Origin of the sequence: Pantoea sp. B270, from assembly GCF_018726825.1 — a bacterium.
GTDB lineage: Bacteria > Pseudomonadota > Gammaproteobacteria > Enterobacterales > Enterobacteriaceae > Pantoea > Pantoea dispersa.
The window spans coordinates 1,195,024-1,208,359 of sequence record NZ_JAHCSX010000001.1 but is presented as its reverse complement, the minus strand read 5'-3'; the positions used below and the strand labels follow the sequence as shown (position 1 = coordinate 1,208,359).

Annotated in this window: 11 protein-coding genes; 8 read left to right on the top strand and 3 right to left on the bottom strand. The window is 54.3% G+C overall.

The genetic code is table 11. The features are described from left to right. Positions 1–83: 83 nt before the first annotated feature. The gene (gene hns, locus KOL70_RS05825) at positions 84–491 is read right to left on the bottom strand and encodes a histone-like nucleoid-structuring protein H-NS (protein ID WP_031280215.1); all 408 of its coding nucleotides are present in this window, start codon (positions 489–491) and stop codon (positions 84–86) included. 82 nt (positions 492–573) lie between these two features. Further along, positions 574–885 carry a hypothetical protein gene (locus KOL70_RS05820; protein WP_215480356.1) on the bottom strand — a complete coding sequence of 104 codons (312 nt, stop codon included), beginning with the start codon at positions 883–885 and terminating at the stop codon, positions 574–576. 9 nt (positions 886–894) lie between these two features. Between KOL70_RS05820 and tdk the strand changes: the two genes are divergently transcribed. Continuing rightward, positions 895–1,515, top strand: a complete 621-nt coding sequence (tdk, locus tag KOL70_RS05815; protein WP_058757709.1) for a thymidine kinase — start codon at positions 895–897, stop codon at positions 1,513–1,515. Between the two features lie 53 nt (positions 1,516–1,568). Here tdk and adhE read toward each other — a convergent pair whose 3' ends face one another. Beyond that, the gene (gene adhE / locus KOL70_RS05810; protein WP_058771261.1) at positions 1,569–4,247 is read right to left on the bottom strand and encodes a bifunctional acetaldehyde-CoA/alcohol dehydrogenase; all 2,679 of its coding nucleotides are present in this window, start codon (positions 4,245–4,247) and stop codon (positions 1,569–1,571) included. A gap of 444 nt (positions 4,248–4,691) precedes the next feature. Between adhE and KOL70_RS05805 the strand changes: the two genes are divergently transcribed. From KOL70_RS05805 to oppF, 7 genes are all read left to right on the top strand, one after another. Beyond that, a complete protein-coding gene (locus KOL70_RS05805) occupies positions 4,692–5,339 on the top strand; it encodes a YchE family NAAT transporter (protein ID WP_031280216.1) in 648 nt (215 codons plus the stop codon). A gap of 571 nt (positions 5,340–5,910) precedes the next feature. After that, complete coding sequence (locus KOL70_RS05800; RefSeq protein WP_104092999.1) at positions 5,911–7,545, top strand: ABC transporter substrate-binding protein; 1,635 nt, start codon at positions 5,911–5,913, stop codon at positions 7,543–7,545. Between the two features lie 158 nt (positions 7,546–7,703). Further along, positions 7,704–9,344: an oligopeptide ABC transporter substrate-binding protein OppA gene (gene oppA / locus KOL70_RS05795; RefSeq protein WP_021510084.1), complete on the top strand. Its 1,641-nt coding sequence runs from the start codon at positions 7,704–7,706 to the stop codon at positions 9,342–9,344. A gap of 81 nt (positions 9,345–9,425) precedes the next feature. Then, a complete protein-coding gene (gene oppB, locus KOL70_RS05790) occupies positions 9,426–10,346 on the top strand; it encodes an oligopeptide ABC transporter permease OppB (protein WP_215480355.1) in 921 nt (306 codons plus the stop codon). Positions 10,347–10,361: 15 nt separating this feature from the next. Continuing rightward, entirely contained in the window at positions 10,362–11,270 is a 909-nt protein-coding gene (gene oppC, locus KOL70_RS05785) for an oligopeptide ABC transporter permease OppC (RefSeq protein WP_021510086.1), read from the top strand. 11 nt (positions 11,271–11,281) lie between these two features. Beyond that, entirely contained in the window at positions 11,282–12,301 is a 1,020-nt protein-coding gene (locus KOL70_RS05780; protein WP_215480354.1) for an ABC transporter ATP-binding protein, read from the top strand. Further along, a complete protein-coding gene (gene oppF, locus KOL70_RS05775; RefSeq protein ID WP_215480353.1) occupies positions 12,298–13,302 on the top strand; it encodes a murein tripeptide/oligopeptide ABC transporter ATP binding protein OppF in 1,005 nt (334 codons plus the stop codon). Before KOL70_RS05780 ends, oppF begins: the two co-directional genes overlap by 4 nt. The last annotated feature ends 34 nt before the right edge of the window (positions 13,303–13,336 follow it).

The following is a 13,336-nucleotide window of genomic DNA, read 5'->3' as shown; positions in this document are numbered from 1 at the left end:
GGAAGCCAGCGGCTTCCTTTTTTATTACCCGGTGTAAAACAGAGCACAGCGCCAGGGCTGGCATGCTGCGAAGCACTGGTTCCTTACAGCAGGAAATCGTCCAGTTGTTTACCTTGTTCTTCAATCGCTTTTTTAATCACGGCTGGCGTACGTCCCTGGCCGGTCCAGGTACGGTTCTCACCGTTCTCGTCGACGTAACCATACTTCGCCGGACGTGCCGCGCGTTTGGCTTTACCTGGCGCTTTGGTTTCCGCTAATGCCTGCAGCAGTTCGTTTGGATCAATACCGTCTGCCATCAGCATTTCACGATATTGTTCCAGCTTACGGCTGCGCTCGGCATTTTCCGCCTGGGCAAGAGATTCTTCTTCACGACGTTCATTCACCACAACCTCAAGTTTTTCCAGCATCTCTTCCAGTGTTTCCAGAGAGCATTCCCGAGCCTGCGCGCGCAATGTACGGATATTATTAAGAATTTTAAGTGCTTCGCTCATTGTCCTAATCTCAAAATATAATAAATGGAGTTGTTCTGCCGCCTCATAATAGTGGCGGTGAAAAATAACTGCAATAGCCAGATTAAAAAGCAAAACGTAAAGTTAATGTTGTTAAGCTTTTTAAGGCGCTATTTATTATTCTTTTTATAGATTTGATAGCACAGGTTTTGCAGGGATAAATACCACTGTGCGCCTTTCGCCCGGGCATCAGCGCTAATAATGCTGAATAAAATTGCTGCATGATCACGGCTTTGACATAACGTGCGAAATGTTGATAAGGATGCTGCTGATCTATGGCGATGGCGTTAATTTGAGCAGTTGATAAAAATAATGCATCGCAACAGTGCAGCAGCTTTATGATAGACTCACGCGCAACAGTTTCGGGCAGTGACAAGAGACATTTATGGCGCAACTCTATTTTTATTACTCAGCGATGAACGCGGGAAAATCCACCGCACTGCTGCAGTCTTCCTACAATTACCATGAGCGCGGCATGCGTACGCTGGTGTATACCGCGGAAATTGACGACCGCTTCGGCGCCGGAAAAGTCAGCTCGCGTATTGGTCTTTCGTCTCCGGCTTTTTTATATAACGCGCAGACCAACCTGGAAAGTGAAATAGCGGAACAGCACGCGAAGCAAACGGTTCACTGTGTACTGGTGGATGAGAGCCAGTTTCTGACGCGGGAGCAGGTGAAAGCCCTGTCGGACGTGGTAGATAATCTGGATATACCGGTGCTGTGTTATGGTCTGCGTACCGACTTTCGCGGTGAGTTATTTACCGGCAGTCAGTATTTACTGGCTTGGGCCGATAAGCTGGTGGAATTGAAAACCGTGTGTCACTGTGGACGCAAAGCCAGCATGGTGTTACGGCTGGATGCACAGGGTAAACCGTTCAGCGAAGGGGAGCAGGTGGTGATCGGTGGTAATGAGCGCTATATCTCTGTGTGCCGCAAGCACTATAAACAGGCGATTAATGACGGCTCGCTAAACGCCATTTACGGTTCACAATTGCCTCACGCCTGAATAGCCGCAGCATAAAAAAACCCGCCGCAGCGGGTTTTTTTGTATCAGGCCAGTCAGGCCTTTTTGGTTTTCTTCTCACTCTTTACGGCTTTAGCTTCACCCTCAGCGGCAACACTGTTATCTGCTTCTGAGAACTCACGGCCATAGAAGGTATCCAGCATGATTTGTTTCAGTTCAGCAATCAGCGGATAGCGTGGGTTAGCGCCGGTACACTGGTCATCAAACGCATCATCCGCCAGCTTGTCGACTTTCGCCAGGAAGTCAGCTTCCTGCACGCCCGCTTCGCGGATAGATGTTGGGATACCCAGCTGAGTTTTCATCTCTTCCAGCCATGCCAGCAGTTTTTCAATTTTCTGCGCGGTACGGTCACCGGCAGCGCTCAGACCGAGATGGTCAGCAATCTCAGCATAGCGGCGGCGTGCCTGCGGACGGTCGTACTGGCTGAAGGCAGTCTGCTTGGTTGGATTGTCATTCGCGTTGTAGCGAATCACGTTACAAATCAGCAGGGCGTTGGCCAGACCGTGTGGAATGTGGAACTCAGAGCCCAGTTTATGCGCCATGGAGTGACACACGCCGAGGAAGGCGTTGGCGAAAGCGATACCGGCAATGGTCGCCGCATTGTGAACGCGCTCACGCGCCACAGGATTTTTCGCGCCGTCACGGTAGCTGGCAGGCAGATTCTCTTTCAGCAGCTTCAGTGCCTGCAGCGCCTGACCGTCAGAGTATTCGTTGGCCAGTACCGATACGTAGGCTTCCAGCGCATGAGTGACAGCATCCAGACCCCCAAAGGCGCACAGCGAACGCGGCATCTCCATCACCAGGTTGGCATCGACAATCGCCATATCCGGCGTCAGGGCATAGTCTGCCAGCGGATATTTCTGGCCGGTGGCATCGTCAGTCACTACCGCAAACGGCGTAACTTCTGAACCGGTGCCGGAAGTGGTGGTGATGGCCACCATGCGCGCTTTGACACCCATTTTCGGGAACTTGTAGATACGTTTACGGATGTCCATAAAGCGCAGCGCCAGTTCTTCAAAGTGGGTTTCCGGATGCTCGTACATCACCCACATAATCTTAGCCGCATCCATCGGTGAACCCCCACCCAGGGCGATGATCACGTCAGGTTTGAAGCTGTTCATCTGCTCGGCACCTTTACGCACGATGCTCAGCGTTGGGTCTGCTTCTACTTCAAAGAACACTTCGGTTTCAATCCCGTGCGACTTCAGCACGCGGGTGACCTGGTCAGCATAACCGTTGTTGAACAGGAAGCGGTCGGTGACGATAAAGGCGCGTTTTGCACCGTCAGTCGCCACTTCTTCCAGCGCAATTGGCAGAGAACCGCGGCGGAAGTAGATAGACTTCGGAAGTTTATGCCACAACATATTTTCAGCTCGCTTGGCCACTGTTTTCTTGTTGATCAGGTGTTTTGGACCCACGTTTTCAGAGATAGAGTTACCACCCCATGAACCGCAGCCCAGCGTGAGTGAAGGGGCCAGCTTGAAGTTATACAGGTCACCGATCCCGCCCTGTGAAGCTGGGGTGTTGATCAGGATGCGCGCGGTTTTCATTTTGTCGCCGAAGAAGTTAACGCGCTCGCGCTGGTTATCCTGGTCGGTATAAAGACAGGAGGTGTGGCCGATACCGCCCATTGCCACCAGTTTTTCTGCTTTATCCACCGCATCGTAATAATCTTTCGCGCGGTACATGGCCAGCGTTGGCGAGAGCTTCTCATGGGCGAATGGCTCAGACTCATCCACCAGTTTCACTTCACCAATCAGAATTTTGGTGCTCACCGGCACGCTAATCCCTGCCAGTTCAGCAATTTTGTAAGCCGGCTGACCGACAATCGCCGCGTTCAGCGCGCCATTTTTCAGGATGATATCCTGCACCGCTTTCAGCTCTTTGCCCTGCAGCAGGTAGCCACCGTGGCTGGCGAAGCGCTCACGCACGGCATCATAGACAGAATCCACGACAATCACTGACTGTTCAGACGCGCAAATCACGCCGTTGTCGAAGGTTTTTGACATCAGGATCGAGGCAACCGCGCGTTTGATATCGGCCGTTTCGTCAATCACCACCGGGGTGTTACCCGCACCCACACCAATCGCTGGTTTGCCGGAGCTGTAAGCCGCTTTCACCATGCCCGGACCACCGGTGGCGAGAATCAGGTTGATATCCGGGTGATGCATCAGCTGGTTAGAGAGCTCAACCGATGGCGCATCAATCCAGCCAATAATGTCTTTTGGCGCGCCGGCCGCGATAGCAGCCTGCAGTACGATATCTGCCGCTTTGTTGGTGGCATCTTTGGCACGTGGATGAGGAGAGAAGATGATACCGTTACGGGTTTTCAGGCTAATCAGGGCCTTGAAGATGGCGGTAGAGGTCGGGTTGGTGGTGGGCACGATGCCACAAATCAGGCCAATCGGCTCAGCGATGGTGATGGTGCCAAAGGTATCATCGGTATCCAGCACGCCACAGGTTTTTTCGTCTTTGTAAGCGTTATAGATATATTCGGAAGCGAAGTGGTTTTTGATGACTTTATCTTCAACGATACCCATGCCGGATTCGGCAACGGCCATTTTGGCGAGAGGGATACGGGCATCGGCAGCGGCGAGGGCGGCCGCACGGAAAATGGTATCAACTTGTTCCTGACTAAAATTGGCGTATTCGCGCTGTGCCTTTTTAACACGTTCTACCAGTGCGTTAAGCTCGGCAACATTAGTAACGGCCATAATACTCTCCTAAGGAAGTTAAACTTTTTTAGTAAACAAGCCTGAATCCAGAAGTATAGTCTCGTTACGCTTATGGATAGCTAAGGATGGCGATGCCCATGCCGTTGCTTACTAAAAAGGTTTTTCCGCCAGGATGACCTGTGTCACAGGGTTGAGTTCCGATGGGCTAAGATTACCCCTGATGGGGTAGGCAATTTATGATGCAGATCAATTTAACTATCAGCTGACACCTTTCAGCGCTCACTTTTGCAAGTAAAGTTAGCGTCGACGGCTACAGAAGCCGATCTGACCGGCTGCAGGCCGATAACATAGCGCTAACAGTAGCGGAATAAACTGGGATAGTGCTTCAAGTGCAGCATTTATTTCTGCGTTAGCCTCTGGTGTTTCGCCAGGCTTTTGCACTACATTAAGCGCGATTTTTTTCGCCATCACCTGGAGCCCACCGTGACCCCTGCGCTACTCGATCTTTCTGGCTACATTAAATTTTTTGTGGGTTTGTTCGCGCTGGTTAACCCGGTCGGCATTATTCCGGTATTTATCAGCATGACCAGCTACCAGGCGGTGGCGGAGCGCAATAAAACCAACCTGACCGCTAACCTGGCGGTGGCGATTATCCTCTGGACCTCGCTGTTTCTTGGCGACGGTATCCTGCATCTGTTTGGTATCTCGATTGACTCTTTCCGCATCGCCGGCGGCATTCTGGTGGTCACCATCGCCATGTCGATGATCAGCGGCAAGCTGGGTGAAGACAAACAGAACAAGCAGGAGAAGTCAGAAACGGCGATTCGTGAAAGCATCGGCGTGGTGCCGCTGGCGCTGCCGCTGATGGCAGGGCCGGGCGCGATCAGCTCGACCATTGTCTGGAGCTCGCGTTATCACAGCTGGCCAAATCTGCTGGGCTTTACCCTGGCGATTGCGATATTTGCCTTCTGCTGCTGGTTATTGTTCCGGGCCGCACCGCTGATGGTGCGCGTATTGGGACAAACCGGTATCAACGTCATTACGCGTATCATGGGGCTGCTGCTCATGGCGCTGGGCATTGAATTTGTCGTGACCGGAATGAAAGCCCTGTTTCCAGGATTACTGAATTAACGGCGGTTATTTTTTATCGCTAAGCGCTTTGTGAACCAGAATGGTGCAATTAAACGAAATATTGCACCATTATAGTGATTTTATTTGTCGCGCTTAATATCGGCTTAACCTCATCAGTTTTACTACTTATGCCATCCTGCATATAGCCTGAGCCGCAAAATACTGTGATAATCGTCACAGTATATCTCTCTGCTATGCAAATCATCCGCAGTATCATTCTATAGCTTGCGCTATAAATCTGAATAAATATCCGGGATTCAGCATTAAAAGCAGCAATATTCTTAAATATTATAAAGTTAGTTGATTAACGAATAATTAACGTGCAAATCAGGCTGGAATTCATTGTTTATCAGTGGATTACTTGATAATTCTGCTTAAGAATTAACACTTTTCCTGTGCGCGGCAACGTGATAAAAGAGAATCAGCTAACATTTTTGTGGTTTAGCTTTGGCGTGCGGGCAACGCTTCTGATAATTTTCGGCTCAACGCAAAATTTTTTATCTGCTAGCAACAAATGTGTACGCTTCTTGCTTACTGCTATCAGGTTTATGTTGAAGGTTGATATTGGTTGATGAAAAGCATGGTAGCGAAAACGGCAGCGCGCACGTTTCTGGCGCTTTGCCTCTCCAGTGCGCTGGCGCAAAGTCAGGCCGCTGAGATCCCAGCCGGGACGTCATTAGCGGATACGCAACGCATCGTTATTAACAATGGCAGCGAAGTGTCCTCGCTTGATCCACAAAAAGTCGAGGGCGTGCCGGAATCCAATGTGATTCGCAATCTGCTGGAAGGACTGGTTGAGACCGACAACAACGGTCAACTGGTGCCCGGCGTGGCGCAGCAGTGGCAAAATCAGCAGGGCCGCATCTGGACATTCACGCTGCGTAAAGATGCCCGCTGGAGCAATGGTGAGCCGGTCACCGCGCAGGATTTTGTCTACAGCTGGCAGCGTCTGGCCGATCCCCGCACCGCCTCGCCGTACGCCAGCTATTTGCAGGCTGCGCACATCAGCAACATTGACGCCATTCTGGCTGGTAAAGCGGCGCCTTCCCAGCTGGGCGTGAAAGCGCTGGACGACCATCATTTGCAGGTTACGCTCTCTGAACCGGTCCCGTATTTTGTTGATATGCTGGCTCATACTTCGATGAAACCGGTGTATCGTCCGGCGGTAGAGCAGTGGGGTGATGCCTGGACACAGCCGCAGCACTACGTGGGGAATGGCGCTTACACGCTGGCGGACTGGGTGGTGAATGAGCAGATCGTGGTGAAGCGTAATCCGCACTACTGGGACAATGCCCATACCACGCTGGACGAAGGCGTGTTTCTGGCGCTCACCTCTGAGAATAGCGATATAAACCGCTATCGCAGTGGCGGCACCGACATGACCAACAGCGTGGTGCCGCCCGATATGTTCAAAAAACTGCAGCAGGCGCTGGGAGATGAAGTAAGAGTCAGCCCGCTACTGTGCACCTTCTATTACGAAATCAATAACAAGAAAGCGCCGTTTGACGACGTCCGCGTACGCAGCGCGCTGAAGTTAACGCTCGACCGCGACATCATCGCGCAGAAAATTATGGGGCAGGGACAGATCCCGGCCTACGGCCTGACGCCGCCCTTTATTCACGGTATTGCTCTCAATAAGCCAGCGTGGGCGCAGCAGACGCAGGCGCAACGTAACGCGGCAGCGAAGCAGCTGCTGGCGGAAGCTGGCTTCAATGCCCAGCATCCGCTGCGTTTTACTCTGCTGTATAACACCTCAGAACAGAACAAGCGTCAGGCGATTGCGGCTGCCTCGATGTGGCAAAAGAATCTCGGTGCGCAGGTCACGCTGCAAAATCAGGAGTGGAAAACGCTACTGGAGACCCGTCATCAGGCACAGTTTGATGTGGTGCGCGCCACCTGGTGTGCGGATTATAACGAGCCATCCAGCTTCCTCAATCTGCTGCTGAGTGGCTCCTCCATCAACACCGCGTTTTATCACAGCGCCGCATTTGATGCGCTGATGGCGCAAACGCTCAACACCGCAGATGACGCGCAGCGCGCGCAGCTCTATCAGCAGGCGGAACAACAGCTGGATCAGGATTCACCGATCATTCCGGTTTACTACCGCGTTAGCGTGCGGCTGGTGAAGCCGTGGGTGGGCGGTTTCAGCGGCAAAGATCCGCAGGATATGCTGGCGCTGAAATACTATTACATAAAGAAACATTGAGTAATGTGACGATCCGGCGCTACAGTCGGGCGTCACGTTGCCGTGGTAACCCTGCAGGGTGGTAGTGATCTTCGCGCAGACAGGCGGAGATCTCCCGGAAACGGGGTACGCCGGGCGGTCAGCCGACCCGGTGACGATAATAAAACTGGAGCGTAATAATGAACAACATCACGAAAAAAAGCCTGATCGCCGCAGGCGTACTGGCGGCCATCGGCGCGCTGGCAGGGAATGCTGCACTGGCGGCCAACGTACCGGCGGGTACCGAATTGGCAGCGAAACAGGAACTGGTGCGCGGCAATGGCGATGAAGTGCAGTCGCTGGATCCGCACAAAATCGAAGGCGTGCCGGAAGATAATATCGCCCGTGACCTGTATGAAGGTCTGATCGTGAGCGACAGCAACGGCAAACCGGTGCCGGGCGTCGCGGAAAGCTGGGAAAACAAAGACTACAAAGTCTGGACTTTCCATCTGCGTAAAAATGCCAAATGGTCAAACGGCGAGCCGGTCACCGCGCAGGACTTCGTCTACAGCTGGCAGCGTCTGGTCGATCCAAAAACCGCCTCGCCCTATGCGAGCTACCCGCAGTATGGCCACATCCTCAACGTGGATGACATCATCGCCGGCAAAAAACCGACCTCCGATCTCGGCGTGAAGGCACTGGATGACCACACGCTGGAAGTGACGCTGAGCGAGCCGGTACCGTACTTCGATAAGCTGCTGATCAACGCGGTGATGTCACCGGTGTATAAGCCCGCCATTGAGAAGTTTGGCGACCAGTGGACGCAGCCGCAGAACTGGGTCGGCAACGGTGCATTTAAACTGGAATCTCACGTGATCAACGAACGCGTGACGCTGGTGCGTAACCCGGAATACTGGGACAACGAACATACCGTACTGAATAAAGTCACCTTCCTGCCAATCAACTCCGAAGTCAGCGATGTGAACCGTTATTTCTCCGAGAACGGCAGCGACATCACTTACAACAACATGCCGATCGAGCTGTTTAAAAAACTGCAGCGTGATAACGGTAAAGAGCTGATGGTGAAACCGTATCTGTGCACCTACTACTATGAAATAAACAACCAGAAAGCACCGTTTACCGATGTCCGCGTGCGTACCGCGCTGAAGCTGGGTCTGGATCGTGACATCATGGTGAACAAAGTGCTGGCGCAGGGTCAACAGCCGGCCTACAGCTTCACACCGCCAGCCACTGACGGCATGGAACTGCTGCCGCCGGACTGGTACAAGTGGGATCAGAACAAGCGTAACGAAGAAGCGAAGAAACTGCTGGCCGAAGCCGGTTATACCGCCGACAAACCGCTGACCTTCAACCTGCTGTACAACACCTCCGATCTGCACAAAAAACTGGCGATTGCCGCCTCGTCCATCTGGAAAAAGAACATCGGCGTCAACATCAAGCTGGAAAACCAGGAGTGGAAAACCTTCCTGGATACCCGTCATCAGGGCAACTTTGATGTCTCCCGCGCGGCATGGTGTGCCGACTATAACGAACCGACTTCCTTCCTGAACATCATGCTGTCGGACAGCAGCAGTAACACCTCGCACTATAAGAGCGCGGACTTCGACAAAGTGATTCACGATGCGGTGAAAGCGGCGGATGACAAAGCGCGCGTGGCTGATTATCAGAAAGCAGAGCAGATCCTGGATAAAGACAGCACCATCGTGCCGGTTTACTACTACGTGAACGCGCGTCTGGTGAAACCGTACGTTGGCGGCTACACCGGCAACGATCCGCTGGATAAAACCCTGGATAAGAACCTGTACATCATTAAGCATTAATAGCACTCAGGCTATCGACAGTGGCGGTGCTGCGGCGCCGCCTTTTTGACTTTGTGAAGCAACAGCCTGGTAGGTACGGCAATGTTAAAATTCATCCTGCGTCGGCTCCTTGAAGCCATCCCGACGCTATTCATTCTGATCACCATCTCCTTCTTTATGATGCGACTGGCACCCGGCAGTCCGTTCACCGGCGAGCGTGCGCTGGCGCCGGAAGTCATGGCCAACATTGAGGCCAAATATCATCTCAACGATCCGATCGGCAAACAGTATCTCAGCTACCTGGTGCAGCTGGCACACGGTGATTTCGGGCCGTCGTTTAAATATAAAGACTACTTGGTTAACTACCTGGTCGGTCATGCGTTTCCGGTATCGGCCAAACTGGGGCTGGCAGCCTTCTTCCTTGCGGTGGTGCTGGGCGTCACGGCGGGGGTTATCGCCGCGCTGAAGCAAAACAGTTTGTGGGATTACGCGGTCATGGGGGTGGCGATGACCGGGGTGGTCATTCCCAGCTTCGTGGTGGCACCGCTGCTGGTACTGATCTTTGCCATCACTCTGCGCTGGCTGCCGGGCGGCGGCTGGAATGGCGGGCAGTGGAACTACATGCTGCTGCCGATGGTGGCGCTGTCACTGGCTTACATCGCCAGTATCGCCCGTATCACCCGCGGCTCGATGATTGAAGTGATGCACTCCAACTTCATCCGCACCGCGCGTGCGAAAGGGCTGCCGTTGCGCCGTATCGTGCTGCGCCACGCGCTGAAGCCGGCGCTGCTGCCGGTGCTCTCCTATATGGGGCCGGCGTTTGTTGGCATCATCACCGGTTCGATGGTAATCGAATCAATTTACGGTCTGCCTGGCATCGGTCAGCTGTTCGTCAACGGCGCACTGAACCGTGACTACTCGCTGGTGATGAGCCTGACCATTCTGGTCGGCGTGCTGACCATCCTGTTCAACGCGATCGTTGACGTGCTGTACGCCGTTATCGATCCGAAAATTCGTTACTGATGGTGGAGCTCGCTCATGATGTTAAGTAAGAAAAATAGCGAAGCTCTGGACGCGTTCAGCGAAAAGCTGGAAGTGGAAGGGCGCAGCCTGTGGCAGGACGCACGTCGCCGCTTTATTCATAACCGTGCGGCCCTTATCAGCCTGCTGGTGCTGCTGGTGATTGCGCTGTTCGTGGTGTTCGCCCCGATGCTGGCGCAGTTCAAATATGATGATACCGACTGGGCGATGATGTCTGCACCGCCGGACACCACCTCAGGCCACTGGTTTGGCACCGACTCTTCCGGACGTGACCTGCTGGTGCGCGTGGCGATTGGCGGCCGTATCTCGCTGATGGTCGGCATCGCTTCAGCGCTGATCGCGGTGCTGGTGGGCACGCTGTACGGTTCGCTGGCCGGCTACCTCGGCGGCAAGATTGACTCGGTGATGATGCGTATCCTGGAAATCCTCAACTCGTTCCCGTTTATGTTCTTCGTCATCCTGCTGGTGACCTTCTTTGGCCGCAATATCCTGCTGATCTTCGTTGCCATTGGCATGGTGTCATGGCTGGATATGGCGCGTATCGTGCGCGGCCAGACGCTGGGACTGAAGCGCAAAGAGTTCATCGAAGCGGCGCAGGTCGGTGGTGTTTCTACCGGCAATATCGTGCTGCGTCACATCGTGCCGAACGTGCTGGGTGTGGTGGTGGTGTATGCCTCGCTGCTGGTGCCAAGCATGATCCTGTTTGAATCCTTCCTGAGTTTCCTTGGCCTCGGCACCCAGGAGCCACTGAGCAGCTGGGGCGCGCTGTTGAGCGACGGCGCCAACTCGATGGAAGTATCACCGTGGCTGCTGATGTTCCCGGCGGGCTTCCTGGTGGTGACGTTGTTCTGTTTCAACTTTATCGGCGATGGCCTGCGTGACGCCCTCGACCCGAAAGATCGTTAAGGAGTTTCCCGATGACCCATCATGATACTCAGCAGCCGCTGGCGGCTGCACCTGCGGGAAACGCTAACCTGCTGCTGGACGTTAAAGATCTGCGCGTCACCTTCAGTACTCACGACGGCGACGTGACCGCTGTGAACGACCTCAACTTTTCCCTGCGCGCCGGTGAAACGCTGGGCATAGTCGGTGAATCCGGCTCCGGAAAATCGCAAACCGCGTTTGCGCTGATGGGGCTGCTGGCGAAAAATGGTCGCATTGGCGGCTCGGCGCAGTTCAACGGCAGCGAAATCCTCAATCTGCCGGAAAGCAAACTGAACAAGCTGCGCGCGGAACAGATTGCGATGATTTTCCAGGACCCGATGACATCGCTCAATCCTTACATGCGCGTCGGCGAACAGCTGATGGAGGTGCTGAAACTGCATAAAGGCATGAGCAGCGCCCAGGCGTTTGAAGAGTCGGTGCGCATGCTGGACGCGGTGAAAATGCCGGAAGCGCGCAAGCGCATGAAGATGTTCCCGCACGAGTTTTCCGGTGGCATGCGTCAGCGCGTAATGATCGCCATGGCGCTGCTGTGCCGGCCAAAGCTGCTGATTGCCGATGAGCCAACCACCGCGCTGGATGTCACCGTGCAGGCGCAAATCATGACGCTGCTGAATGAGCTGAAGCGTGAATTCAACACCGCCATCATCATGATCACCCACGATCTCGGCGTTGTTGCCGGGATCTGTGACAAGGTACTGGTGATGTATGCCGGGCGCACCATGGAGTATGGCCGTGCGCGCGATGTGTTCTACCAGCCGGCCCATCCGTATTCGATCGGTTTGCTAAGCGCGGTGCCGCGTCTTGACGCGGAGGGAGAGTCGCTGACCGCCATTCCCGGCAACCCGCCCAACCTGTTGCGTCTGCCGCAGGGCTGTCCGTTCCAGCCGCGCTGCGCATATGCCATGGATATTTGTGCCAAATCACCGCCGCTTGAACCGTTTGCCGAAGGGCGCCTGCGCGCCTGCTTCAAACCGGTGGAGGAGTTAGTATGAGCACCGTAACTGAAGAGAAAAAAGTGTTGCTGGAAATCGCCGATCTCAAGGTGCATTTCGATATCAAAGACGGCAAGCAGTGGTTCTGGCAGCCGCCGAAAACCCTCAAAGCGGTGGATGGTGTCAGTCTGCGTCTGTATGAAGGCGAAACCCTCGGCGTGGTCGGTGAGTCCGGCTGCGGCAAATCCACGCTGGCGCGCGCCATTATCGGTCTGGTGAAAGCCACCGACGGACGCGTGGCGTGGCTGGGACGCGATCTGCTGGGCCAGAGCCAGGAAGAGTGGCGTCAGGCGCGCAGTGACATTCAGATGATCTTCCAGGACCCGCTGGCCTCGCTCAACCCGCGTATGACCATTGGTGACATCATTGCCGAACCGCTGCGCACCTACTATCCAAAGATGCCGCGTCAGGAAGTGAAGGTTAAGGTTAAAACCATGATGATGAAGGTCGGTCTGCTGCCGAACCTCATCAACCGCTATCCGCACGAGTTCTCCGGTGGCCAGTGCCAGCGTATCGGTATCGCCCGTGCACTGATTCTTGAGCCGAAGCTGATTATCTGTGATGAGCCGGTGTCGGCGCTCGACGTGTCGATTCAGGCGCAGGTGGTCAACCTGCTGCAGAAACTGCAGCGTGAAATGGGCCTGTCGCTGATCTTCATCGCGCATGACCTGGCGGTGGTGAAGCACATCTCTGATCGCGTACTGGTGATGTATCTCGGCCACGCGGTTGAGCTGGGTACCTATGATGCGGTGTATAACGATCCGCAGCATCCGTACACCAAAGCGCTGATGTCGGCGGTGCCGATTCCTGATCCGGACCTGGAGAAGAATAAGCAGATTCAGCTGCTGGAAGGGGAACTGCCGTCGCCGATCAATCCGCCATCAGGCTGCGTGTTCCGAACCCGCTGCCCGATTGCCGGCCCGGAGTGCGCCAAAACCCGACCGCTACTCGAAGGCAGTTTCCGCCATGCGGTGTCCTGTCTGAAGGTTGATCCGCTTTAAGAGCGGCGCCATAAACAACAACGCCGGGCAGTGC

Bases quoted from the DNA above. Each gene is read 5' to 3' on its own strand.
- KOL70_RS05780 (WP_215480354.1), top strand. From the start codon at position 11,282: ATGACCCATCATGATACTCAGCAGCCGCTGGCGGCTGCACCTGCGGGA.
- oppF (WP_215480353.1), top strand. From the start codon at position 12,298: ATGAGCACCGTAACTGAAGAGAAAAAAGTGTTGCTGGAAATCGCCGAT.
- oppB (WP_215480355.1), top strand. From the start codon at position 9,426: ATGTTAAAATTCATCCTGCGTCGGCTCCTTGAAGCCATCCCGACGCTA.
- adhE (WP_058771261.1), bottom strand. From the start codon at position 4,247: ATGGCCGTTACTAATGTTGCCGAGCTTAACGCACTGGTAGAACGTGTT.
- oppC (WP_021510086.1), top strand. From the start codon at position 10,362: ATGATGTTAAGTAAGAAAAATAGCGAAGCTCTGGACGCGTTCAGCGAA.
- hns (WP_031280215.1), bottom strand. From the start codon at position 491: ATGAGCGAAGCACTTAAAATTCTTAATAATATCCGTACATTGCGCGCG.
- oppA (WP_021510084.1), top strand. From the start codon at position 7,704: ATGAACAACATCACGAAAAAAAGCCTGATCGCCGCAGGCGTACTGGCG.
- KOL70_RS05800 (WP_104092999.1), top strand. From the start codon at position 5,911: ATGAAAAGCATGGTAGCGAAAACGGCAGCGCGCACGTTTCTGGCGCTT.
- tdk (WP_058757709.1), top strand. From the start codon at position 895: ATGGCGCAACTCTATTTTTATTACTCAGCGATGAACGCGGGAAAATCC.